Source organism: Chitinophaga sp. 22620, assembly GCF_052044405.1.
Taxonomy (GTDB): domain Bacteria; phylum Bacteroidota; class Bacteroidia; order Chitinophagales; family Chitinophagaceae; genus Chitinophaga.
Window position 1 is genome coordinate 693,780 of record NZ_JBQEMV010000002.1, and the last position, 22,365, is coordinate 716,144.

Annotated in this window: 24 protein-coding genes and 2 tRNA genes; 18 read left to right on the top strand and 8 right to left on the bottom strand. The window is 52.8% G+C overall.

Annotated features, from left to right (window positions below; translation table 11 throughout):
- The first annotated feature begins 97 nt into the window (after window positions 1-97).
- The 7 genes from hemH to ACTJIK_RS12560 all read left to right on the top strand — a co-directional run bounded on the left by hemH (window position 98) and on the right by ACTJIK_RS12560 (window position 7,721).
- Entirely contained in the window at window positions 98-1,141 is a 1,044-nt protein-coding gene (gene hemH, locus ACTJIK_RS12530; protein WP_440646697.1) for a ferrochelatase, read from the top strand.
- 103 nt (window positions 1,142-1,244) lie between these two features.
- The gene (locus ACTJIK_RS12535; RefSeq protein ID WP_440646698.1) at window positions 1,245-2,396 is read left to right on the top strand and encodes a Re/Si-specific NAD(P)(+) transhydrogenase subunit alpha; all 1,152 of its coding nucleotides are present in this window, start codon (window positions 1,245-1,247) and stop codon (window positions 2,394-2,396) included.
- A gap of 26 nt (window positions 2,397-2,422) precedes the next feature.
- Window positions 2,423-2,731: an NAD(P) transhydrogenase subunit alpha gene (locus ACTJIK_RS12540; RefSeq protein ID WP_120519310.1), complete on the top strand. Its 309-nt coding sequence runs from the start codon at window positions 2,423-2,425 to the stop codon at window positions 2,729-2,731.
- A 4-nt stretch (window positions 2,732-2,735) separates the two neighbouring features.
- Window positions 2,736-4,295 carry an NAD(P)(+) transhydrogenase (Re/Si-specific) subunit beta gene (locus ACTJIK_RS12545; protein WP_440646699.1) on the top strand — a complete coding sequence of 520 codons (1,560 nt, stop codon included), beginning with the start codon at window positions 2,736-2,738 and terminating at the stop codon, window positions 4,293-4,295.
- 222 nt (window positions 4,296-4,517) lie between these two features.
- Window positions 4,518-5,903 carry a methyltransferase RsmF C-terminal domain-like protein gene (locus ACTJIK_RS12550; protein ID WP_440646700.1) on the top strand — a complete coding sequence of 462 codons (1,386 nt, stop codon included), beginning with the start codon at window positions 4,518-4,520 and terminating at the stop codon, window positions 5,901-5,903.
- 154 nt (window positions 5,904-6,057) lie between these two features.
- Window positions 6,058-7,122, top strand: a complete 1,065-nt coding sequence (locus ACTJIK_RS12555) for a LysM peptidoglycan-binding domain-containing protein (protein WP_440646701.1) — start codon at window positions 6,058-6,060, stop codon at window positions 7,120-7,122.
- Window positions 7,123-7,130: 8 nt separating this feature from the next.
- A complete protein-coding gene (locus ACTJIK_RS12560; protein WP_440646702.1) occupies window positions 7,131-7,721 on the top strand; it encodes a DUF6630 family protein in 591 nt (196 codons plus the stop codon).
- Window positions 7,722-7,773: 52 nt separating this feature from the next.
- On the opposite strand, the gene fmt is transcribed toward ACTJIK_RS12560, so the two are convergent.
- Both fmt and ACTJIK_RS12570 read right to left on the bottom strand, forming a co-directional pair.
- The gene (gene fmt, locus ACTJIK_RS12565; protein WP_440646703.1) at window positions 7,774-8,688 is read right to left on the bottom strand and encodes a methionyl-tRNA formyltransferase; all 915 of its coding nucleotides are present in this window, start codon (window positions 8,686-8,688) and stop codon (window positions 7,774-7,776) included.
- Between the two features lie 88 nt (window positions 8,689-8,776).
- Window positions 8,777-9,952: an exo-beta-N-acetylmuramidase NamZ family protein gene (locus tag ACTJIK_RS12570; protein WP_440646704.1), complete on the bottom strand. Its 1,176-nt coding sequence runs from the start codon at window positions 9,950-9,952 to the stop codon at window positions 8,777-8,779.
- Window positions 9,953-10,053: 101 nt separating this feature from the next.
- On the opposite strand from ACTJIK_RS12570, the gene ACTJIK_RS12575 reads away from it, so the two are divergent.
- The 4 genes from ACTJIK_RS12575 (at window position 10,054) to ACTJIK_RS12590 (ending at window position 13,059) form a co-directional block, all read left to right on the top strand.
- Entirely contained in the window at window positions 10,054-10,482 is a 429-nt protein-coding gene (locus ACTJIK_RS12575; RefSeq protein WP_440646705.1) for an FKBP-type peptidyl-prolyl cis-trans isomerase, read from the top strand.
- A gap of 76 nt (window positions 10,483-10,558) precedes the next feature.
- Entirely contained in the window at window positions 10,559-11,806 is a 1,248-nt protein-coding gene (pepT, locus tag ACTJIK_RS12580; protein WP_440646706.1) for a peptidase T, read from the top strand.
- A gap of 93 nt (window positions 11,807-11,899) precedes the next feature.
- Entirely contained in the window at window positions 11,900-12,616 is a 717-nt protein-coding gene (locus tag ACTJIK_RS12585; protein ID WP_440646707.1) for a MotA/TolQ/ExbB proton channel family protein, read from the top strand.
- Window positions 12,617-12,642: 26 nt separating this feature from the next.
- The gene (locus tag ACTJIK_RS12590) at window positions 12,643-13,059 is read left to right on the top strand and encodes an ExbD/TolR family protein (protein WP_346318560.1); all 417 of its coding nucleotides are present in this window, start codon (window positions 12,643-12,645) and stop codon (window positions 13,057-13,059) included.
- Between the two features lie 62 nt (window positions 13,060-13,121).
- Here the strand turns inward: ACTJIK_RS12590 and prmC are convergent, their stop codons facing one another.
- Window positions 13,122-13,976, bottom strand: coding sequence for a peptide chain release factor N(5)-glutamine methyltransferase (prmC, locus tag ACTJIK_RS12595; RefSeq protein WP_440646708.1), 855 nt, complete (start codon window positions 13,974-13,976; stop codon window positions 13,122-13,124).
- 73 nt (window positions 13,977-14,049) lie between these two features.
- Between prmC and ribD the strand changes: the two genes are divergently transcribed.
- Window positions 14,050-15,066, top strand: a complete 1,017-nt coding sequence (gene ribD, locus ACTJIK_RS12600; protein WP_440646709.1) for a bifunctional diaminohydroxyphosphoribosylaminopyrimidine deaminase/5-amino-6-(5-phosphoribosylamino)uracil reductase RibD — start codon at window positions 14,050-14,052, stop codon at window positions 15,064-15,066.
- A 9-nt stretch (window positions 15,067-15,075) separates the two neighbouring features.
- Window positions 15,076-15,672, top strand: a complete 597-nt coding sequence (locus tag ACTJIK_RS12605; protein ID WP_440646710.1) for an IMPACT family protein — start codon at window positions 15,076-15,078, stop codon at window positions 15,670-15,672.
- Here the strand turns inward: ACTJIK_RS12605 and ACTJIK_RS12610 are convergent, their stop codons facing one another.
- Entirely contained in the window at window positions 15,673-16,905 is a 1,233-nt protein-coding gene (locus ACTJIK_RS12610) for a DUF6786 family protein (RefSeq protein ID WP_440646711.1), read from the bottom strand.
- Between the two features lie 164 nt (window positions 16,906-17,069).
- Here ACTJIK_RS12610 and ACTJIK_RS12615 point away from each other — a divergent pair.
- Window positions 17,070-17,142, top strand: a tRNA-Gly gene (locus tag ACTJIK_RS12615).
- Window positions 17,143-17,258: 116 nt separating this feature from the next.
- On the opposite strand, the gene ACTJIK_RS12620 is transcribed toward ACTJIK_RS12615, so the two are convergent.
- Both ACTJIK_RS12620 and ACTJIK_RS12625 read right to left on the bottom strand, forming a co-directional pair.
- Window positions 17,259-17,459: a hypothetical protein gene (locus ACTJIK_RS12620; RefSeq protein ID WP_440646712.1), complete on the bottom strand. Its 201-nt coding sequence runs from the start codon at window positions 17,457-17,459 to the stop codon at window positions 17,259-17,261.
- A 59-nt stretch (window positions 17,460-17,518) separates the two neighbouring features.
- Entirely contained in the window at window positions 17,519-18,559 is a 1,041-nt protein-coding gene (locus ACTJIK_RS12625) for a glycosyltransferase family 2 protein (protein ID WP_440646713.1), read from the bottom strand.
- Between the two features lie 122 nt (window positions 18,560-18,681).
- Here ACTJIK_RS12625 and ACTJIK_RS12630 point away from each other — a divergent pair, with 122 nt between their 5' ends.
- From ACTJIK_RS12630 to ACTJIK_RS12645, 4 genes are all read left to right on the top strand, one after another.
- Window positions 18,682-19,824, top strand: coding sequence for a sensor histidine kinase (locus ACTJIK_RS12630; protein WP_440646714.1), 1,143 nt, complete (start codon window positions 18,682-18,684; stop codon window positions 19,822-19,824).
- Window positions 19,825-19,875: 51 nt separating this feature from the next.
- Window positions 19,876-19,959 (top strand) — tRNA-Leu (locus ACTJIK_RS12635).
- Between the two features lie 227 nt (window positions 19,960-20,186).
- Window positions 20,187-20,774 (top strand): Crp/Fnr family transcriptional regulator, encoded by a 588-nt coding sequence (locus ACTJIK_RS12640; RefSeq protein ID WP_440646715.1) that lies wholly within the window; start codon window positions 20,187-20,189, stop codon window positions 20,772-20,774.
- Window positions 20,775-20,901: 127 nt separating this feature from the next.
- A complete protein-coding gene (locus ACTJIK_RS12645; protein ID WP_440646716.1) occupies window positions 20,902-21,414 on the top strand; it encodes a hypothetical protein in 513 nt (170 codons plus the stop codon).
- A gap of 72 nt (window positions 21,415-21,486) precedes the next feature.
- On the opposite strand, the gene ACTJIK_RS12650 is transcribed toward ACTJIK_RS12645, so the two are convergent.
- Both ACTJIK_RS12650 and ACTJIK_RS12655 read right to left on the bottom strand, forming a co-directional pair.
- Window positions 21,487-21,873: a hypothetical protein gene (locus ACTJIK_RS12650; RefSeq protein ID WP_440646717.1), complete on the bottom strand. Its 387-nt coding sequence runs from the start codon at window positions 21,871-21,873 to the stop codon at window positions 21,487-21,489.
- A gap of 22 nt (window positions 21,874-21,895) precedes the next feature.
- A complete protein-coding gene (locus ACTJIK_RS12655; RefSeq protein ID WP_440646718.1) occupies window positions 21,896-22,129 on the bottom strand; it encodes a type II toxin-antitoxin system HicA family toxin in 234 nt (77 codons plus the stop codon).
- Window positions 22,130-22,365 lie beyond the last annotated feature (236 nt).

The following is a 22,365-nucleotide window of genomic DNA, read 5'->3' on the forward strand; positions in this document are numbered from 1 at the left end:
ACAGGGTTTTCAAAGCATTGAATCTAACAATTTAATGACAGAAGGAGGAGGAGAAAGGATGAAAAGCCCTTACTTTTGCAACAATTTTTTAGGTCTTATGGTCGCGAAATCTGATACTGCAATTATACTGATGAACCTCGGTTCGCCGGATTCCACGTCGGTTCCGGATGTGAAGAAATACCTGCTGGAGTTCCTGATGGACAAACGGGTGATAGACTATCCCTGGCTGATGCGCAAGCTGCTGGTAGGCGGCATGATCGTTCCGCGACGTGCGGAAAGGAGTGCTGAAGCGTATAAGAGCATCTGGTGGGAAGAAGGTTCCCCGCTGATCGTGCTTACTAGGCAATTGCAGAAAGCCCTTCAGCACGACCTGGAGATACCGGTGGAGATCACCATGCGTTACGGCAATCCTTCCCCCGCCGATACGTTCGATAAGCTGATGAAGGAACACCCGGGGCTGAAAGACGTGATACTCGTGCCGCTGTACCCGCATTACGCCATGAGCAGCTACGAAACCGCCGCCGAATACGCGAAGGAAATACACCGTAAAAAACGTTATCCCTTCGAGCTGAAGCTGGTAGACCCGTTCTACAAACATCCTGATTACATCCACGCCATGGCCGAAAGCATGCGCCCTTACGTGGAACAGGAATACGATCACATACTGTTCAGTTACCACGGTATACCGGTAAGGCACCTACGAAAAGGCGACATTACCGGCGGGCATTGCCTTAAGGTGAACGATTGCTGCCATGTGGACAGCAAAGCGCATAGCCAGTGTTACCGTCACCAGATAACCGTTACCTCCGAGCTGGTTGCGAGGCAGCTGGGCATCCCGCGGGAAAAATGGAGCATCAGCTTCCAGAGCCGCCTGGGCCGCGAGGAATGGGTGAGGCCGTATACGGACGAGCTGTTCCAGCAATTGCCCGCACAAGGCAAGAAAAAGCTGCTGGTAGTATGCCCGGCTTTTGTGTCTGATTGTCTGGAAACCCTGGAAGAGATCGCTGTGGAAGGGAAGCATACCTTCATCAGCAGCGGCGGCGACAGCTTTACAATGATTCCCTGCATGAACACGCATCCTGTGTGGGTAAGGGCCCTGGGCAACCTGTGCCGCGAAAAGATGGAAGCAGTAACGGTCTGAGCCTGTTCTGAAAATAATACTGAAGCCTGCGCTGTGATGCACCATCAGCGCAGGCTTTTTTTATGTGTGGCGGAGTGTTTCTCCGCTTTTTTCTTTAAATTTCATGAGCAAAATCCAAACCATGATCCTGGCCGTATTGAAAGAAAAAACAGGAGAGAACAGGGTGTCGCTCGTTCCGGAAGTAGTGAAACAGCTCGTGCAGCAGCACGTGGAAGTATGGGTGGAAGAAGGGGCGGGCCTGGGCGCTTTTTACGCAGACGCTATGTTTACAGAAGCCGGGGCGCTCATAAAATCCCGCGGCGAGCTGCTCCGGAAGGCAGACCTGCTGCTGTCGCTCCGCCAGCCCTCCCAGCAGGACTGGGAGCAGGTTCCGGCCGGGAAGATATGGATGGGTGTTTACCAGCCCCTGTATAACCCCGCGCTCATGCAAAAATGGGCGGATAAGAAGTTCACCGTTTTCAGCCTCGATACCATTCCCCGTACCACCCGCGCCCAGAGCATGGATGTGCTCAGCTCGCAGGCCAATATTGCGGGATACAAGGCAGTGGTGCTTGCCGCGTATACCTATAGCCGTTATTTCCCGATGTTCATGACCGCCGCCGGCAGCATTCCTCCCGCCAAAGTGCTCATTTTAGGCGCCGGCGTGGCGGGCCTGCAGGCCATTGCCACCGCGCGCAGGCTGGGCGCCGTGGTAGAGGTGTTCGATACGCGGCCTGCCGTAAAGGAGGAAGTAATGAGCCTGGGCGCGAAGTTCGTGGAAGTGGAAGGCGCCGCCGATGCATCCAAAGCAGGCGGTTATGCCGTGGAGCAGTCCGCCGATTACCAGGCGAAACAAACGGCGAAGATCGCGGAAAGCGCTGCGAAGGCGGATATCATTATCACCACCGCGCAGATCCCCGGCAAGCCCGCTCCCATACTTATTACCAAAACCATGCTGGAGGCCATGCGCGCAGGCTCCGTGATCATAGACCTGGCGGCCGCCACCGGGGGCAATACCGAACTGACGAAAGATGCGGCCACCGTTGTGCACAACGGCGTTACCATCATCGGTAATTCGGACCTGGCGGGAAGCGCCCCCGCAGACGCGAGCAAGCTCTATGCCCGCAACGTGCTGAATTTCCTGAAGCTGATCCTCACCAAGGAAGGAGGGTTGCACCTGGATTTCGGGGACGACCTGGTAAAAGGCACCTGCATCGTGCATAACGGCGAGATCGTGAATGAACGGGTGAAGCAGCTGCAACCCGCCGCTGTATAAACTTTCAACTAATTAAATACGTGAATATGACCGCAGTACTGGATTTTTTACAACTGCACATCGAGATGGTGTATATCGTCATACTGTCCATTTTCCTGGGGATCGAGGTGATCGGCCGGGTGCCTTCCGTACTGCATACCCCGCTGATGAGCGGCGCCAATGCGATACATGGCGTGGTGATCATCGGCGCCATCATCGTGATGGGAAAAGCGGAATCAGACAACTACCTGGCGCTGATCCTGGGTTTCCTGGCGGTGATCCTGGGAACGCTGAACGTAGTGGGCGGGTTCGTGGTAACGGACCGTATGCTGGAAATGTTTAAAAAGAAGAAATAATCATATGGATTCAACTACCACCGGGATCTGGCCTTCCATTTTGTCTATCGCTTACCTGATCGGTTCCGTTACCTTCATCATCGGCCTGAAAATGCTCAGCAATCCTGCTTCCGCACGGAAAGGCAACCTGATCGCCGCAGCCGGTATGTTCATTGCCATTGTGGGAACTATTTTCCTGTACGAGGAAAACGGGGAAAAGCTGGGGAATTACGGCTGGATATTCGGAGGGCTCCTGATCGGTTCCGTGGTTGGCGTGCTGGCGGCGAAGAAAGTGAAAATGACGGCCATGCCGGAAATGGTGAGCATGTTCAACGGCATGGGCGGCGCCTGCGCCATGCTGATATCGATCGTGGAATTTAACCATTTGGTGCATGGAGGCGCGGCAATAAATGTGGTAGCGGGTTTCAAGGCGCTGATCGCCGGCGCGGAATTCGACGCATTTACCAATGTGACCGGCAAGCTGCTGGTAATATTGCTCGGGCTCATTATCGGGAGCGTATCTTTCGCAGGCAGCGTGATCGCCTGGGGCAAGCTGAACGGGAAGATCAAAGATTTTGCGTTCAAAGGCCAGCATATCGTTAACCTGCTGGTGCTGGGCGTTATCGTCATCCTGATGGTGTGGTTACTGGTATCCGCGCATCAGACAAGTACTTCCGATGTTTCTTTTAACCTTGAGATCAACAACTCTTCCATCCATCTTAACTCAGGCGGCGCACTGGCTGGCCTGAGCGCGGGTTTTTATATTATTCTTGCTTTGTCTGTCGCATACGGCATCCTGTTCGTAATGCCGATCGGCGGGGCAGACATGCCGGTGGTGATCTCTTTGCTGAACTCTTTCACCGGCGTAGCCGCGGCCTGCGGCGGTTTCCTCTACAATAATCCGGTGATGCTCACCGGCGGTATCCTCGTAGGTTCAGCGGGTACCATTCTTACCATCCTCATGTGCAAGGCCATGAACCGTTCGCTGAAGAACGTGCTGATCGGCTCTTTCGGCGCTACTGCCACAGGTGGCGGCGCGGCGAAGGAATTCGGGAATTACAAGGAGATCAGTATTTCCGATGCGGCCGTGGTACTGCGTTATGCCAGCAAAGTGATGATCGTGCCGGGTTACGGCCTGGCGGTGGCGCAGGCGCAGCACGTATGCCACGAGCTGGAAAAATTGCTGGAAGACCATGGCGTGGAAGTGAATTATGCCATCCATCCTGTTGCCGGCCGTATGCCGGGACATATGAACGTATTGCTGGCTGAAGCCGATGTGCCTTATGAAAAGCTGGAAGAAATGGAACAGGCCAATGCCGCCATGGCCAGCACTGACGCTGTGCTCGTATTGGGCGCGAACGACGTGGTGAACCCTGCAGCGAAGAACGATCCAGCCAGTCCCATTTACGGTATGCCCATCCTGGAGGTGGAGCTGGCCAAAATGGTGATCGTAAATAAACGCAGCATGAAACCGGGATATGCGGGCATTGAGAACGAGCTTTTCTTCCAACCCAAAACCTCCATGCTTTTCGGCGATGCAAAATCGGTGCTGCAACAGCTGGTAGCTGAAGTAAAGGCGCTTTAACCGTCATTGCGAGGAGTAGCGGGGATTTTGTGCGGGGCTGCGACGAAGCAATCTCCTCCTGGTATTGGAGCATCTACATTCAACGCAGGAGATTGCTTCGTCGCCCACCCGCTTTAGCTCTGCTGCTTCTCGCAATGACGGACTCGCCCCTCCCGCTTTAGCTTCGCTGCTCCCCGCAATGACGAAAACTGATAAATCTGTACCTTTGCGGAAAAACAGCAATTGTCAGCGTTACCAAGGGCTTTAACCGATAGTTTACAGGGTCTTCCCGGTTTTCGGGAAGAAGCGTTTTTACAGGTGCATCAGTCGCCTGAACGTATTACTTCCATCAGGTTGCAGACGCAGAAAATAACGGATGTCAGCGCAGTGTTCCCGCAGCTGGAAACCTCGCCCGTTCCCTGGGCCCGAAGCGGCTATTATCTTTCCAGCCGCCCTTCCTTCACTTTCGACCCGCTTTTCCATGCCGGCGCCTATTACGTGCAGGAAGCCTCTTCCATGTTCCTGGAAGAAGCCATCCGGCAGGTGGCCAATACCAGCGTTCCGCTCAGGGCGCTCGACCTTTGTGCCGCGCCCGGCGGCAAAAGCACGCTCATACAAGGCGCGCTTCACCCGGAGAGCATACTGGTTGCCAACGAAGTGATCAAGACCCGCGCGGCCCTGCTGGCGGATAATATCACCCGCTGGGGCGCGCCCAACGTGGTGGTGACGAACAACGATCCCCGCGATTTCTCCCGCCTCCCCGGTTATTTCGACCTGTTGGTGGTGGACGCGCCCTGCTCCGGCTCAGGCCTCTTCCGCCGCGACCCTGAAGCAGTGGAGGAATGGAGCCGCGATAATGTGATCCTCTGCAGTCAGCGCCAGCAAAGGATACTGGCGGACGCGCTGCCCGCGCTGCAACCCGGCGGCGTGCTCATTTATTCCACCTGCTCCTATTCCGGGGAAGAAGACGAGGAGATCATGGATTGGCTGGTGGAAAATTTCGGCATGGAAAATATCCCCCTGCAGCTCAGGCCCGAATGGCATATCGTGGAAACCGCCTCCACGCAACATAAAGCGCTGGGTTACCGTTTTTATCCTGACCAGGTGAAGGGCGAAGGTTTTTTCATCGCCTGTTTCCGCAAACCGGGAACGCCTGCCGCGCCGCCGAAGATCAAAGCGGGCTTCAGCGGCCTGCCGCGGAAAGAAGCAGAGCTAGTGCAGCCCTGGTTGCAGGATGAGCGCGAAATAGCGCTGATGGCGCATAAGGGAGAAGCGATCGTGCTCACTGCGCCGTTGGCAAAAGAGATCCCGCTGCTGCAAAAACAATCCTACATCCGGAAAGCGGGCGTAAAAGCAGGCCAGCTCACGCCCCGGGAGCTGGTGCCGGACCATCAGCTGGCGCTCAGCACCTGCATTTCAAACAATTTGCCTTCCATGGAACTTTCGCTGGAGCAGGCTTTACGTTACCTTCGCAAAGAAGAGCTTGTTCTGGATAACGTGGCAAAAGGATGGACCCTCATGCGTTTCAACGGGAAAAACCTGGGCTGGGCCAAGATCCTGCCAAACCGTGTCAACAATTATTACCCGAAAGAAATGCGCATCCTGAAAGCCGGTACGCCCGACTTATAAACATGTGAAGAAATAGTGCCGCCAACGCTTGGGGAGCTGCAACAAATTCAGTTTTTTGCCGTTCGATAATAAATGAAAATTCGTATTAAACACATATATTCGTTCCCTTAAAGTATTAGAAATTATGTTAAAGTCAGTTTTGATAGGTGTTTTGATGACCGGTGCAATTAGGGTAGCCGCGCAGGATACGCTGATTGTACAGGGCAGTTCACCCGATCTGTATTTGACGCATTCCGTGAAGAAAGGGGAAACCTGGTACAGCCTGGGCCGTGCGTACGGTCTTAGCCCGAAGGACATTGCAGCCAGGAACAAGATGCAGATGGACCAGGGCCTGAGCCTCGGCAAACAGATCACGATACCGCTGAATAAAAATAATTTTGTGCAGGAGAAAAACGCCGGTTCAGGCGTAAGACCGGTATACCACCGTGTGCTTGAAAAAGAAACGCTGTACAGGATCCATGTGAAATACGGTAAAGTGCCGTTGGATAACGTGCGCGAATGGAACCGCTTCTCCGGCGACGGTGTGCAGAAAGACGCATTCCTCGTTGTGGGTTACGTGAAAGGCAACGGCCAGTCCGCAGCACTGCCCACAGCAACGCCTCCCTCGGGAGATGTAGCCGCGGCGCCCAAGGCCCTGCCGCCCGCGCCCGAAACGAAACCCGCCCCGAAACCGCAGTCCGCTGCCCCCGAAACAAAGCCCGTAGCCAAATCGCAAACAGTCGAGCCCGAAACCAAGCCTGCGCAAACCGCTGAGCCGGAAACCAAGCCTGTTGCCAAATCGCAATCCGCCGCGCCGGAAACAAAACCAGCGCCGGCCGGAGACACGGAAGTGACAGCGCCCGTTGAAAGAGAAACGCCGGTGACCAGCGTTGGCAGAACGCCTTCCGTTCCCGATGGCGGTTTTGAGCAGCAATACCAGCAGCAGACCAACAACGGCCGCAACGCCGTGTCGGAAAAAGGCCCCGGGAGCTGGTTCAAAAGCAACGCAGTGATCGGTTCCGGAAAATATTATGCTTTGCATAACACCGCTCCGCGCGGCACCATCGTAAAAGTGACCAATCCGCTCACCGGCCGTTCCATCTACGCGAAAGTGCTGGACGCCATCCCCCAGCTCAAAGCCAACGCCAACCTGATCATCAAACTCAGCGACGCCGCACAGGACGCGCTGGGCATCAATGAATCCAGGTTCTACTGCGAGCTGAGCTATGATGAAAAATAATCACTGTTATGAAATGTGAACACCTGCTTAACCCCGATGAACTGGCCGTGCTGGGAAAACCTGGCAACGACAGGGAACTGCTGGACTGCCTGATCAGGGAAAAATACCTGCTGGTGGTGGATTGGAAAGGAGAGGACGAACCCGGCGCGATAGGTAATTTCCTTCAGAACAGGGCCGCCGCGCTGATCCCCGGTACAAAATTCAACACCAGCGAAGCGTACAGCGAGCTGGCCAAAGAAGAACTTGCGGTTGGCGACGCTGTGCCTTTCCTGCTGGCACATTTCCAGAAACGCCTGAAGAGGATCAAGCTCACCATCATCCTGCAGGACCAGCAAAATGACAGCTATTACATCGGGCTGGTAAAGGAGGAGAGCGTGAAGGACCTGAAGAAACAGAATGATGAATTCTGGAACTTCACAGTCTTCGGCAGCCTCACCGGCGAAGTGCTCTACACCGTGAATTGCGACTGCGGCAGCATGAACGTATGGCAGCTGAAACGCGGGGAACCGCTTACAGACGATACCTGCCAGGATTGCGGCAAAGTATTGTTCGACAAGGAAGGCAACGCTTCGCTGCCGGTCATCAAAGAATATCTTTAGGAAAATCATAAAAACGTCCCGGCTGAGCGGGACGGTTTTTTATAAAGTAGCTTCAGAACCTGAATCCCCGCAGGAACTCCACCACGCCCATCCTTTTCTTCCCTTCCAGCTGGATGTCAGTAACGCCGATGTAACCGCCCGGCGCAGCGAATTTCAGGTAAGTCTTATGATCTGTATGTACAGAGCCCGGTGCATGCGGATGCTGCGCCGTCTCTTTCTCCGCTTTGAATATCTTGAGGGTTTTATCCTGCAGTATCGTAAATGCAGTGGGATAAGGGCTCAGGCCGCGAATGAGGTTGTAGATATTCTCCACGGGCATTTCCCAGTTGATGCGGCAGGTCTCTTTAAATATTTTGGGTGCATGTTTTAATTCCTCCGGCGGGATATTGTTTTGCACGGTGCCGGTGATATCACCTTTTTCCAGGGAAGCCACTGTCTGGATCAGCACTTTCGCGCCTTCTTTCATCAGCGTATCATACAGCTCGCCCGCAGTTTCGTCGTCACGGATGGGCACTTTGGAAGAATAGAGGATGTTGCCGGTATCGATTTCATGCTGCAGCCTGAAGGTCGTAACGCCGGACTCTTTTTCGCCATTGATTACCGCCCAGTTGATAGGCGCCGCGCCGCGGTATTGCGGGAGGAGGGACGCATGTACATTCACCGTGCCGAAGCGCGGCATATTCCACACTACTTCCGGCAGCATGCGGAATGCCACCACTACCTGGAGGTCCGCATTATACGATTTCAGCTCTTCCAGGAAAGCGGGGTTCTTCAGTTTCTCCGGCTGTAATACGGGAATGTTCTTGTCCACGGCGTATTGTTTCACCGCGCTCTGCTGAAGCTGTAAGCCTCTGCCGGCGGGCTTATCCGGCGCCGTGACCACCGCGGCCACATCGTGTCCATGCTGTACCAGCGCATCCAGGGAGGCCACCGCAAATTCAGGTGTGCCCATAAAAATGATCCTCATGGGTGCAAAGGTATTTTATAAAATGATTATTCCCGTCATTGTGAAGAGCAGCAGGGCGGTTTGCTGGTGCAATGAAGGGCTCTCCTGGTCAGGGATAGAGCAGGTACTTCTTCCTGATTTTCTTAAATGCCTTAATGCCGGGCTCCCAGCTTTTGTAGATCTTTTCCGCCGGCATTCCTTTTTTGATCTGTTCCTGCAAAACCGCATTCCCGGCCAGTTTGTTGAAAAATGTGTTGAAGAATTTATCCTTGTCGGGAAACAGTTTGTATGCGTTGATAAGGTAGCACACGTTCACGCCTCCTACCAGTGTTTTTGTTTCGCGCCAGGGCGAAAAATCGTATCCGTAACAAAGGGAATCCATCAGCACCGGCTTTTTGGCACCCGGTACGCTGCGCGGCGTGAAGGAATAAGGAAGGGTTTTGGGGAATGAGGGATGGCCGTATACTTCGAAAGGCTTGTCTGTACCGCGCCCCAGGCTGATGGCCGTGCCTTCGAACAGGCAAAGGCCGGGGTAGAGAAGGATCGCGTTCATTGTGCGAAGGTTCGGCGATGGGGGTATTGTGATCTCATAACCGAACGGCATGTCGCGGTTGTAATGGAGGCAGGTGATCACCTGGAGGTCGCACTGCGCCTTGTTATCGAGCCAGCCTTCCCCGTTCAGCATCCTCGCATATTCACCCACCGTCATGCCATGCATGACGGGAATGGGCTGCATGCCGACGAATGAACGGAAAGCTGTGTCCAGCACAGGACCGTCAATGACGAAACCATTCGGGTTAGGCCGGTCGAGCACGATGAGCGGCTTGCCGTTCTCCGCGGCGGATTCCATCAGTTCTTCCAGCGTGGAAATGTAGGTGTAAAAACGTACGCCCACGTCCTGCACGTCAAAAACAAGGATGTCCACATCCGCGAGATCCGCCGAATCGGCTTTGCGGTGTTTGCCGTAAAGCGAAATGATGGGCACGCCCGTTCTTTCATCGGTGCTGTTCCCCACTTTTTCTCCTGCATCCGCCTGCCCGCGGAAGCCGTGCTCCGGGCTGAATATCTTCACGATCTTCACGCCCCGTTTCAGCAGCGAATCTACCAGGTGGGTGCTGTCGTTGATCACGGAAGTCTGGTTCACCAGCATGCCTACGCGCTTCCCCTCCAGCAGCGGCAGGTATGCTTCCGTGCGTTGCGCGGCGGTGACCACCGGCGGCGGCGTCTTTTGAGAAAATGCGGTTAAACAGCTGGTTAGCAATAGTATGCAGGCATGGAATTTCATGGCGGAACAACGTTGAGTACAACAAAATAACGCTGCTGTTCCAGAAATCAAAAACAAAATCTGTACCTTCACTGTCTATTATCTTATTTTAAATATTTTATATGCAACAAGTTAAGTCCGGTGATACCGTTAGGGTTCACTATCTCGGCAAGTTACAGAATGGTAACAAGTTTGATTCTTCAGAAGGAAGAGAGCCACTGGAGTTCAAAGTAGGTACCGGACAGGTGATCAAAGGGTTCGATAACGGTGTGCTGGATATGAAACCGGGAGAGAAAAAAACGCTGAACATCCCCGTGGAAGAAGCGTACGGCCCCAAGAGCGACGAGCTGATCATGGAGTTCCCTAAAGCGAATATCCCGGCGGATCTGAACCCCACCGTGGGCATGGAATTGCAGATGAGCAATCCCCAGGGCCAGGTGTTTCCCGTGAAAGTGGCGTCCATCGGTTCTGAGTTCATCACCCTCGATGCCAACCACCCCCTGGCAGGTGAAGCCCTGATCTTCGAGATCGAACTGGTGGAAATTGTGTAACAAATATTCTGTTCACTAAAATACTGAAAGTAAAAAGCGGGCCCGGTCCTGCTTTTTACTTTTACTTTTTATACCCATGGATAAAAACTACGCATACTCCGTAACAGAACGTTTCCTGCGCTATGTGCAGATCGATACGCAGGCGGACCCGTTGAGCAAAACCTTTCCTTCCAGCGCCAAACAGAAAGACCTCTCCCGGTTGTTGGTACAGGAATTGCAGCAGATCGGCCTTTCCGATGTTGTGACGGATGAATATGGCTACGTATACGCCACCATTCCCGCCACTACAGACAAAGAGGTGCCTGTGATCTGTCTCTGCGCGCATATGGACACAGCGCCGGACTGCAGCGGCGCGAATGTAAAACCGATCGTCCACAAAGCATACGACGGAAAGGATATCATTCTGCCGGACGATACCTCACAGGTGATCACCGTCAGGGAACATCCTTACCTCGCCGGAAAGACCGGCGACGACATCATCACCGCCAGCGGCACCACCCTGCTGGGTGCGGACAACAAAGCCGGCGTGGCGGAGATCATGGACGCGGCGCAGTACCTGGTGCAGCATCCCGAAATAAAGCACGGGAAGATCAGGATACTTTTTACGCCCGACGAAGAAGTGGGCCGCGGCGTGGAGCATGTGAACATGGAGCAGCTGGGCGCGCAGTTCGGCTACACGATGGACGGCGGCGAGCTGGGCTCGCTGGAAGATGAAACATTTTCAGCGGACGGCGTGAAGATCACCATCCATGGCGTAAGCGTGCATCCCGGTGCGGCGAAAGACAAGCTGGTGAGCGCGATAAAGATCGCGGCGGATATCCTGCACGTGCTGCCTAAAGATATCCTGTCCCCCGAAACCACCGAAGACCGCCAGGGTTTCATCCACCCCGTGCGCATCGAAGGGATCACGGAAAAGGCGGAGATCGATTTTATCATCCGCGACTTTACCACCGCGGAGCTGGAAGGGCATGAGTTTTTCCTGCGCAAGATCATGGAAACGGAAGTCTCGAAACATCCCGGCGCAAAAGGCGAGTTTAAGGTGACGGAGCAATACCGCAACATGAAAGAGGTGCTGGATAAGCACCCGCAGGTGGTGGCCAACGCAGAGGAAGCGATCCGGCGCGCCGGTATCAAGCCGCTGAAAATGAGCATCAGGGGCGGAACCGACGGCAGCAGGCTTTCGTTTATGGGCCTGCCCTGCCCGAATATTTTCACCGGCGAAATGGCGCTGCACAGCAAACACGAGTATGTAAGCATCCAGGATATGCAGAAGGCCGTGGATACGATTATCCATCTCGTACAGGTTTGGGAGGAACGCAGCTGATAATATTTTCAGGGCAAATCCGTTTTTTTATTATTACTTTAAACCCTTGTTATACTTTCAGGTATATACATTTGCAAGGTTAAAATTCAATACATGTTGCTAGGACTCGTTACAGTTTTGCAGGATTCCCTTTTACTGCCCAAAGCGGATACAGTGGCCGCGGGCCTCAGTGCGGCAGCCGCAGCGCCCCAGGAGATCAAGCTCTGGGATATGATCGTGAAGGGCGGCCCCCTCATGATCCCGCTCGGTATACTTTCCGTGATAGCCGTATACGTATTCGTGGAAAGGTATCTGACCATTTCCCGGGCAGGTAAGCTGGAAAACAATTTTATGCCGATGGTGAGGGATCATATCACCACAGGCAACATCAGCGCAGCGCGTTCTCTTTCCAAGAACACCGCAGGGCCTATTGCGCGCATGATCGACAAAGGCATACAGCGCATCGGCAAACCGACGGACGCCATTGAGAAATCCATGGAGAACGTAGGCAAGCTGGAGATATACAAAATGGAGAAAAACCTCGTGATACTCGCCATCATTGCGGGTATTGCGCCGATGTTCGGTTTCCTTGGCACTATCGCCGGTATGATCCAGACATTCTTCAACATCTCCCAGACCTCAGACATCACCCTCAGCACCATCGCGGGCGGCATCTATGTAAAAATGGTGACCTCCGCTGCGGGCCTCATTATCGGCCTGGTGGCCTATATCGGCTACAGCTTCCTGCAGGCGCAGATAGACAAGGTGATCAATAAGATGGAAGGCGCTTCTTCTGAATTCATAGACGTGCTGCTGGAACCATCTAAATAAACTTTCAAACAGAAACCTGTTCAAATATGAATTTGCGGAGGAATAAAAAAGGGACTGCGGAACTGCACAGCGGCGCGTTGAACGACATCCTGTTCATCCTGCTCCTGTTCTTCCTGATCGTGTCTTCCCTGGCCAATCCCAACGTCATCAAGCTGATGTTGCCGAAGGCCAAAAGCAATACCAAAGCAAAGCAAACGGTAGTGGTGAGCATCGATGCGGGGCAGCAGTATTATGTGGGAACGAATAAAGTAGATTTCGCAAGCCTGCGCCAGGTGCTGGCTACCAAGATCCCCCAGGGCGAAGTGGATCCTACGATCGTGATCAATGCGGAAGAGACCGTGCCCATTGGCATGGTGGTAGGCGTGATGCAGATTGCGAGGGAACTGGGCGCCAAAACGGTGCTGGGTACCGCCAACCCGCAGAATGCGCCGCCGGCGAAGTAAAATATAAGGCTGCCGGCACGGCGGCCCGAAAATAACCGAGTAATCCCGGCGCCATGCCGGGATTATTTTTTTACCGCCCTTACCATCCGGTCTTTGCCGAACATATCCTGCCGCAGCCGCACGTCCGCAAATCCTTCTTTTTCCAGCAGGCTCACTACTTCGGGGCCAAATGATTCATGTATCTCGAAATACAGCTTCCCGCCGTTTTCCAGCCTTTCTTTGGCAAGCCCGGCGATGCGGCGGTAGAACAGCAGCGGCTCCTTATCCGGCACGAACAGCGCGATGGAGGGCTCGAAAGCCGTTACGAGCGGCTGCATTTCACTGCGTTCCTTTTCGGGGATGTAGGGCGGGTTGCTGATGATGATATTGAAGGAGGGAAGCACCTGCGCGGCATCCGCGCTCAGTACGTCCTGGAGCACGAAGCGGATGGGCGTATGCTGAAGGCTGGCATTCCGCGTGGCCAGCGCGATGGCGGTGGTGCTTACATCCATGGCCCAGACGTCTGCCGCGGGCCAGTGTTTTTTGATCGCGATGGGGATGCAGCCGCTGCCGGTGCCAATGTCCAGCAGGCGCCAGGCTGGCTGGGAGGGATGGTCTTTCAGTATCCATTCCACGAGCTCTTCGGTTTCGGGGCGGGGGATGAGCACCTGGTCGCTGACGAGCAGCTCCAGCCCGTAGAACCAGCTTTTGCCGGTGATGTGCTGAATGGGTTTGTGGGCCAGCAGGGCGGCAAGGGCTTGTTGGTACTGGTTTTCCTGGGCCGGGTTAAGGTCGCTGTCTTTATGCACCACCCGGTCCAGCTTACCCAGGCCGGTGATATGCTCCATCAGCAGGTGCCCGATGTTTGCGGCTTCGCGGGCGTCGTACAGGTGCCTGATGGCAGCCGTAAGGCCGGCAAATGCAGATTGAATCGTCATGATATTCAAATGATCAGCGGGAAAATCCCCGCTGAAACGATATTTTTGCAAACATATATTTTCAGCCGCAATCATGCACAGCAATCTTCACGAAATTTTCATGCAGCGATGTATCAGCCTGTCCCTCAACGGGGAAGGCATGGTGGCGCCCAACCCGATGGTGGGGGCGGTGCTGGTGCATGAAGGCCGTATCATCGGGGAAGGGTTTCACCGGGTGTATGGCGAAGCCCATGCTGAAGTGAACTGCATCAACAGCGTGGAGCCCGAGCTCCAGGAGCTGATCCCGCGGTCCACCATGTACGTAAGCCTGGAACCCTGCTCGCATCATGGCAAAACCCCGCCCTGCGCGGACCTTATCGTTTCCAGGAACATCCCTGAAGTGGTGATCGGCTGTGTGGACAGCTTTTCCAAAGTCTCCGGGCGTGGCATCAAACGGCTTGCCGAAGCCGGGGTGAAAGTGAGCACTGGCATCCTGGAAAAGGAATGCAGGGAAGCGAACCGCCGGTTTTTCACCTTCCATGAGCAGCAGCGCCCTTACGTGATCCTGAAATGGGCCCAGAGCCCCGACGGGTTCATTGCGGGCGTTACCGGCGCGCCGGTGCGTATTTCCGGGCCTTACAGCGACAGGCTCGTGCACCAGTGGCGCAGCCGCGAAGCGGGCATCATGGTGGGCACGCAAACCGCGCTGAAAGACAATCCCAGGCTCAATACGCGTCTCTGGCCGGGTAAAAGCCCCGTCCGCATCGTGCTGGACCTGGAGGAGAAAATACCGCCCCATTTTCACCTGCACGACGGCTCCGTGCAAACTATCTTTATCACCGGCCGCGATGTGGACCGGGAGCGGGAGCTGGTACCGCAGGTGATGGCGGTGCTGCATGCGGCGTCTATACAGAGCGTGATCGTGGAAGGAGGAGCCGGCCTGCTGCAACAGTTCATTAACAGCGGCATCTGGGACGAAATGAGGGTGATCACCGGGCAACAGCCTCTTGGTAATGGCCTCCGGGCGCCATACACGGGCAATGTAGCCGTATTGGAAAAAATAGATGCCGGCGGCGACCAGGTGGTGGTATATGGCCGGGAAACGGCGTAAAACAGGAAAATGGAAGTTTATTATACGATCGAAAAGAAGGCAGTAGCGGAATTTAAAGACAGGGGAAGCAAGTTCCTCGCGTTTGCTTACCCCGTTAAAACCCCTGAGCAGGTGAAAGAATGCCTCCAGGAAATAAAAAAAGAGCATCCCAAGGCCACGCATCACTGTTATGCTTACCGTTTGGGAACGGACGGGCTGCAATACCGCGCGGTGGACGACGGGGAGCCTTCCGGCTCAGCCGGGAAGCCCATCCTGGGGCAGATAGACAGTAAGCAGCTCACAGACGTGCTGGTGGTGGTGGTCCGTTATTTCGGCGGAACGCTGCTGGGCGTGCCGGGCCTGATCAACGCCTATAAAATGTCCTGCGCGCTGGTGCTCCAGCTTATTCCCGCCGTGCAAAAGAACGTGGAAGCGCGTTACCAGCTCGTGTTCGATTACACGATCCTGAACGATGTGATGATGGTGGTGAAACAGAACAACTGCACCGTGCTCAGCCAGGACATCCAGCTGTTCTGCAACATGGAAATAGGCATCCCCAAAGCCAGCCTGGACCTGTGCCTGCTGCGCCTCAAAGACATCTACAACCTTGAAGTGAAAGCGCTGTAATTACCGGAATGCTTTTCCCACATCCTTCAGGCTGACCCCGAATAGTTTTTTCACGATAGGATCGAGGTGCCTTTCGCTGCCCTGCAAATGGATGGTGCGGTGATAATGTTCCAGTTTGCCGCCCGGTTTCAGGGCGGCGGCGGGAGAGGAGCTTTCAAGCTCGTAGAACCGCCCCAGCTGGGGTTTCCCTTCGTCCGGCGGGCCGTCGTTATAGGCGTTTACCATGTCGCCCGCGAAGGGTTTGTTTTGTATGCCCCAGGCGGAGTTGACATATTTATGCGGCGCAGTGGGCATGGTGAATTGCACCACCGTCAGTATCTTATTGGCGGCATCGTAGCTTCCGAGCACGTTGTAGCAGGCATCCTGCCGCAGGCCGATCTTGCTGCGGTAATTGGCGTCCGCCCTGAAATACACGATGTTTCCTTCCTTTTTTAATCTTTCTTCCGGCACTTCCCCGAAATAATCATCATTAACGGCGCCGCCTGTACGAACCGGTATCATCACTGTATTTTTCTCCGCCGCGGGAAACATGCCGAGTATCCAGATGGAAGGCATGCCGTAAGCCGTGTCCCACTTCTGGCGGCCGGTGTTGGTAATGCTGTTGGCGGAATGGAAACCAACGGCATGAACGCTGCGGTGAAGGTCTGTGCGGAGATAATTACGCAGGTCGCGGCGGGCTATGAGGATGATGGTGCGGTTCACTTTGATGTTGAACTGGTGGCCTTTGTAGTTGGGCAGCTGCATGTCGCGCTCGAAGGAAACGCTGGACCTGGAGCGGGCCGTTACCTGGAAAGGCTCGGTGTCTATGGCTGCTGGCACCTGCCAGTGCTCAAGATCAAAGGTATCGCCCGGCGCAAAATAAAAGCTGTTCTGGCTGCCTTCGGGCCCCAGCCAGAAGCGGTCTTCCCCGCCAAAGGCGTTGATGTGCGGCTGCGGCTTACCGTCCGCAATGAGGCTGTGGTTGATCCAGCCCAGGCTGCGGCCCTTGTCGCCTTCCGTTGTGCTGGTCATTACGCGGCCCTGCCATGCGGGCACGATAGCGATGGCGGATTTGCTGGTGCTGTCCGTCAATACGATGGTTTCGGTATGTTCTTTCAGGAATGCAACGTCTGCCCCGAAGTTTTCCGGCCTGGATATGGTTTGCGGCTGTGTTGCGGGCTGCTGCTGTGCCGGTTGTTTGCGGGGACCGCAGGCGGCCAGGCACAGTGTGCCGTAGAGCACAAATTTTTTCATGAGATAGTAGTGGAATGGTCGTTAATGCACTGCAATGATAAAGTTTAATTTTAACAACATTAACCGCAGCAATATTGTGCAGTGCAATTTTTTTAAAGGAATCTGAAATATTATTTGCTGATTTCAAACAGTTTCCTATTTTTGCAATCCCAAAACGGGAAAGCGCGGAAGTAGCTCATTTGGTAGAGCACGACCTTGCCAAGGTCGGGGTGGCCGGTTCGAGCCCGGTCTTCCGCTCAAAACACAAAGCCTGGTTGATTCAACCGGGCTTTTTTTATGCGCAAGGCTGTTTGACCTTCCATGCATAAAAAAAGCTGCGTAATACGCAGCTTTCAAAATATCCTGATCTCTTGTTATTTGTATTTCGGTTCGTACAGGGAACTTTCCGGTACGGCTACTTTAGGTTTCCCTTTATAGCGGTGCCCAAACAGGGCGAAGCTGCCACCCACCAGGAGTGCCAAAACGCAGGCGAGCTGCAAATAAAACAGGAAACGGGAGGAAGAAACCCAGTCGCGGGTAAAATCGTTCGTATTTTCTACTGTATGCTGGTCCATATAGATTTTTTTCGCTCTGCAAACTTACAAAGGAAATTTTCAAAGTCCAAATCAGGAGCTTATTTCTTCTTCGGGTGCCAGAGGGTGGAAAAGGTGCGTTTGTTGAGGAAATAATAACGCCAGATCATGATCCCGTGGAACACGCCCTGCAGGTCGTAAAGCCGTTTGCGGGGAAAGGCCTCCGCCGTTGTTTTCCCTTCTTTCCTGCGCCAGCGGTAATAGTCGCGGTAGGCGCGGAAAATGGCCATCATGTCCCTGGGCTTGCCCGAAACCAGGCTCTTCACAGCCGCCATGAGGTCCAGCACATGGCGCTGGGTAAGTATGATCCATTGCTCGCCCGGGTGAAGGTTCTTCTTGAGCATGATGAGGTTGTTCCTGAAATTCAGGTACAGCTTGCGGGGATTGCCCTGCGGAAGGCTGCCGCCGCCCACGTGGTACACCGTTGCTGCCGGGCAGATGCTGATCCTGTAACCGGCGCGTTGCAGGCGCCAGCAAAGGTCCACTTCTTCCATATGCGCAAAAAAGTAAGGATCAAACCCGCCAACTTCCCGGAAGCAGGAAGAGCGGATGAACAATGCCGCGCCGGTGGCCCAGAAGATGTCCTGCGGGTTGTCGTATTGCCCTTTGTCTGTTTCGGTAGTATAGAGTATGCGCCCGCGGCAGAAAGTATAACCCAGGATGTCCATCCATCCGCCGGCCGCGCCCGCATATTCAAAACTATCGCGGTCGTGGTAAGCCCGGAGCTTGGGCTGGCAGGCCGCGATCTGCGCGTCCGCCTGCATCTGCTCCACCACCGGCGTGATCCAGTCAGGCTCCACTTCCACATCCTGGTTCAGCAGCACATAAATATCAGCCTCCACATGTTGGAGCGCTTCGTTGTATCCGCCAGCAAAACCGCTGTTGGTGGGATTCCTGATTATTTTTACCCCGGGGAACGATGCGGCAACAAAGGCCACGCTATCGTCTGTGGAAGCATTATCCGCCAGGTAGATCTCCAGGTTGCCGTACCGGGAAGCGCATACCGAAGGGAGAAAGCGTTCGAGAAAGGCTTTTCCGTTCCAGTTGAGGATCACTACCGCTACCGAGGGCAATACTGTCAAAAGAGTTCCGTTTAATCCGTGACGTAATAATTTAGCGTTGCAAATATGCAACAAAGCCTCCAAATATTACTAAATTAGTTGATTGTTAACAGCCGCTATGGCTGTGATTTTATAAACCAAAGATGTTTAAACAGTACATAGGCTGGAAGTTTACATTGGTGGCGGTGGCAGTGGTCATTATTGTGGCCACGATCTGGTTCGTGAACAACCTCTCTGAAAAAATACAGCACGAAGAAGCAAAAAATGTGGCCACCTGGGTGGAAGCCAACCGCGAGGTTTTGCAGGCTTCCGCAGACGCCAATATCAACCTGGCTTCAGTGATTGTTACCACCAATACGACCATCCCGCTTATCCTGACAGACGACCTGGGCCGGATCATCGACACCCGGAATATGGATTCCGCGAAGCTGGCTAACGACACGGCTTATTTCGGCCGGCAGCTGGCGGCGTTTAAAAAGCAGCATCCGCCCTTTATCATGGCGATAGACGCCAAAACGAATTATTACATCTATTACGGCGATTCCCTGATCCTGAAACAGGTGCGGTATTACCCGTACATCCAGCTGATGGTGGTGGCTTTGTTCATCGGCATTGTGCTGTTCGCGCTGTCGTCTACCAACCGGGCCACGCAGAACCTGGTGTGGGTAGGCATGGCGAAGGAAACGGCGCACCAGCTGGGCACCCCGCTCTCGTCTATGGAAGCGTGGCTGGAAATATTGAAGGACAAGGAAGAAAGCCTGGCCATCGCCACGGAGCTGGGCAAGGATGTGGACCGGCTGAAGCTGATCAGCGAGCGTTTTTCAAAAATAGGCAGCGTGCCGGTGCTGGAAGAGCACAACGTGGTGGGGCAGGTGGCCAATATGGTGGCCTATATCCGGAAACGGGCGCCCCAGAAAGTGCGTTTCACGCTGCAAACGGCGGAGCAGGAAGTAACGGCCATGATCTCGCCGGCGCTGTTCGACTGGGTGGTGGAAAACCTGCTGAAAAACGCGCTGGACGCGATGGAAGGGAAGGGGGACATTACTGTTGTGATCGAAAATCATCCCACTTATATTACGATAGATGTGACGGACACCGGTAAGGGCATTCCCAAAAGCCTGCAGGATAAGGTGTTCAACCCAGGTTTCAGCACCAAAAAACGGGGCTGGGGACTGGGGCTGTCGCTGGCCAAACGGATCATCCAGGAGTACCATAAGGGCCGGCTGACGGTGAAATGGAGCGAGGTGAACAAGGGGACTACGTTCAGGATCCTGCTCCGGAAATAAATTTATTTGCTTATTATTAAAAAGGCTTTATTTTTGCAACCCACAATCAACGCGGAGGTGGCGAAATTGGTAGACGCGCTACTTTGAGGTGGTAGTGCCTGAAAGGGCTTGGGAGTTCGAATCTCCTCCTCCGCACAAACGCCATAATGATAGATATCGTTATGGCGTTTTTCTTTTTGCCTTTTACTACGCTACCGGTGCATCAAAACATAAATTTTCACTTAAGTGAAAAATATAATGACAGGCAAGCCCTACATTGGCCCCCCGGTTTGCTGTGATGCCCGCGCTATAAATACTTGTTCCTGATTTCTTAATTTTAACCGGTTTAGCGCCCGGTGCGTCAACGTTCAAAACACCAGCGTATGAGTGAACATCATGAGATATTAAGGCAGCATTTGATGAACTTTGCGGCGCTAATGCCCAAAGATATCACAGACAGCCAGGCCTATTGGAAGAACCGTAAAATAAAAAAAGGCGATTTCTTTAATATGCAGAATGTGGTCTGTAACGACCTTGGATTGGTAGTGAAAGGAATTTTCAGGATCTATTATAATGACCCCGTGACCGATGAAGAAAAGAATATTTTCTTCTTTTCGGAAAACCAGTTTATCGTATCCTTCAGGAGTTTCATCACCCGTTATCCCTGTGCATATTTCATAGAAGCCCTGGAAGATTCCGAGATTATATATATCACTTACCGTGACCTGAACAATTTATACGACACGCATCCCAGCTGGAGCAGGTTCGGGCGGTTGCTGGCCGAGTTATTTTTTAATTACTCCCAGTCCCGGACGGAAGAGTTCCTGTTCTACTCGCATGAAGAGCGTTATATTAAATTGTTGGAAGAACACCCCAATATCGTGAACCGTATCCCGGCCTACCATATATCATCTTACCTGGGTATCACTAATCCTTCCTTAAGCCGTATCCGCAAGAGAATTAATCGTTGATGCCTCATCGGCATTTAACAGATCATCCGTTTTTTTTGCCGGGCAAAGTGAAAAAATTTGTTTCGAATTAACTTAAGTGAATATTTCCCATTTTTTTTCTCCAAAAATTTGCAGAAAAAAATAACAAATGGGACTATCAAATTTGGGCATTTTTCATACCGCCATTGGGATCATTGCCATTGTCGCGGCAGTAATATCTTTTTTAAAGCATGGTAAGATCAATCTTGCTGAGGTTTCCGGAAAAATATATTTTTACGGGACGGTCATAGCTTCATTGACAGCTTTAGGGCTTTCAAAGCACGGCGGCTTTAACGCGGGGCATCTTTTTTCGTTATTGATCTTAATCCTGGTTGTAATTGCTTTTTTTCTTTATTACAAGATGGGGCAGCATAACAAAGCCCGTTATTTCGAAAACTTTCTGCTGTCCCTCAGTTTTTTATTATCTATGGTTCCTACGGTCAACGAGACGCTAACCCGTCTTCCAGCCGGGAAACCTTTGGCCCAAAATGCCGGCGACCCTTTGATAGGGAAAACGCTGCTTGCCTTTTTTATACTGTTTCTTGCAGGTTCGGTTTACCAGTTTATTAAGCAAAAAAGGAGTAATAAAAATTCATCGGGAGGCAATGTTCTTGTCAAATAAGAACCTGTTCTGCCTCTCTTTATGGTATATAAAATGGAACCACTGGCAAACCTGCCGGTGGTTTTTATGCCGTTATATTAATTCCAGGTGAGTGAGTTCTTTTCCAAGATCCTTTATGCTGGTCAGAATCCTGTTAACCTGTTTTTCCGACGGCGTTTTGATCCTGTTGGCATATTGGGAGAGTAATGACTGGCTGATGCCGATGCGTTCTGCAAGCGCGGACGAATTGATTACTTTATAATACTCAAAAAATTGCGCGAGGTCCAGCCTGATGATAAGATCTTTTTCCGATACATCCTTTAATCCCTCTTCTTCTCTCCAGGTATTGATGGCATCCAGCACATTTTTCCGGAGGCCGGGCATATTATTTCCCACTGTGCCTACGGGAATATTATCATCCAGGGCATAGGCGGAATATCCGGTGCCGGTTTTCTCAACAATGAATACGTATTTTTTCATGGTTCATACATTTTTAGATGTGTTAAATCAGTCCTGCCTGTTTTAAGATTTTCCGTTCGAGTCCTTTGCCTATTTCATTACTGCCGTGATCAGTAAATACGATCCTTTTCCCGGGTTTGTCAGGATAGATCAATATGATATGACTCCCTTTTCCCTGGCGGAGTATCACCCAACCTGCGTTGAGCAGTTTCTTTTTCAGCTCAGAACATTTAGTCGTCAAAGTAATGTATTTATTACTTTTTAAAAAACTGACCAATGGTTATTTTATCACTTTTTCATGGTTTTAAAAAAAGACCCGCCAGAAAAAGCGGGTCGTTTGAATATCCAAATGCACTTTGTTGAAGAATGCACAATGTATACTGCCGGATGTAGCTGTTGAAACAGGATCCGGATATGATCTCCCCAAAATGAATCAGTAATTTTAGTTATCGCAACACGCAGCATGTAGAAACATGCCGTGGTTTGATTTCCCTTGTTTCCAAATTCCAATAC

Excerpts from the sequence above, each read along its gene's own strand:
- ACTJIK_RS12560 (WP_440646702.1), top strand. The coding sequence starts at position 7,131 with ATGAAATGTGAACACCTGCTTAACCCCGATGAACTGGCCGTGCTGGGA.
- ACTJIK_RS12610 (WP_440646711.1), bottom strand. The coding sequence starts at position 16,905 with ATGAAAAAATTTGTGCTCTACGGCACACTGTGCCTGGCCGCCTGCGGT.
- fmt (WP_440646703.1), bottom strand. The coding sequence starts at position 8,688 with ATGAGGATCATTTTTATGGGCACACCTGAATTTGCGGTGGCCTCCCTG.
- ACTJIK_RS12535 (WP_440646698.1), top strand. The coding sequence starts at position 1,245 with ATGAGCAAAATCCAAACCATGATCCTGGCCGTATTGAAAGAAAAAACA.
- ACTJIK_RS12640 (WP_440646715.1), top strand. The coding sequence starts at position 20,187 with ATGAGTGAACATCATGAGATATTAAGGCAGCATTTGATGAACTTTGCG.
- ribD (WP_440646709.1), top strand. The coding sequence starts at position 14,050 with ATGCACAGCAATCTTCACGAAATTTTCATGCAGCGATGTATCAGCCTG.
- ACTJIK_RS12630 (WP_440646714.1), top strand. The coding sequence starts at position 18,682 with ATGTTTAAACAGTACATAGGCTGGAAGTTTACATTGGTGGCGGTGGCA.
- ACTJIK_RS12650 (WP_440646717.1), bottom strand. The coding sequence starts at position 21,873 with ATGAAAAAATACGTATTCATTGTTGAGAAAACCGGCACCGGATATTCC.
- ACTJIK_RS12575 (WP_440646705.1), top strand. The coding sequence starts at position 10,054 with ATGCAACAAGTTAAGTCCGGTGATACCGTTAGGGTTCACTATCTCGGC.
- ACTJIK_RS12590 (WP_346318560.1), top strand. The coding sequence starts at position 12,643 with ATGAATTTGCGGAGGAATAAAAAAGGGACTGCGGAACTGCACAGCGGC.
- ACTJIK_RS12545 (WP_440646699.1), top strand. The coding sequence starts at position 2,736 with ATGGATTCAACTACCACCGGGATCTGGCCTTCCATTTTGTCTATCGCT.
- ACTJIK_RS12645 (WP_440646716.1), top strand. The coding sequence starts at position 20,902 with ATGGGACTATCAAATTTGGGCATTTTTCATACCGCCATTGGGATCATT.
- ACTJIK_RS12620 (WP_440646712.1), bottom strand. The coding sequence starts at position 17,459 with ATGGACCAGCATACAGTAGAAAATACGAACGATTTTACCCGCGACTGG.
- prmC (WP_440646708.1), bottom strand. The coding sequence starts at position 13,976 with ATGACGATTCAATCTGCATTTGCCGGCCTTACGGCTGCCATCAGGCAC.
- ACTJIK_RS12555 (WP_440646701.1), top strand. The coding sequence starts at position 6,058 with ATGACCGGTGCAATTAGGGTAGCCGCGCAGGATACGCTGATTGTACAG.
- ACTJIK_RS12605 (WP_440646710.1), top strand. The coding sequence starts at position 15,076 with ATGGAAGTTTATTATACGATCGAAAAGAAGGCAGTAGCGGAATTTAAA.
- ACTJIK_RS12570 (WP_440646704.1), bottom strand. The coding sequence starts at position 9,952 with ATGAAATTCCATGCCTGCATACTATTGCTAACCAGCTGTTTAACCGCA.
- ACTJIK_RS12540 (WP_120519310.1), top strand. The coding sequence starts at position 2,423 with ATGACCGCAGTACTGGATTTTTTACAACTGCACATCGAGATGGTGTAT.
- hemH (WP_440646697.1), top strand. The coding sequence starts at position 98 with ATGGTCGCGAAATCTGATACTGCAATTATACTGATGAACCTCGGTTCG.
- ACTJIK_RS12585 (WP_440646707.1), top strand. The coding sequence starts at position 11,900 with ATGTTGCTAGGACTCGTTACAGTTTTGCAGGATTCCCTTTTACTGCCC.
- pepT (WP_440646706.1), top strand. The coding sequence starts at position 10,559 with ATGGATAAAAACTACGCATACTCCGTAACAGAACGTTTCCTGCGCTAT.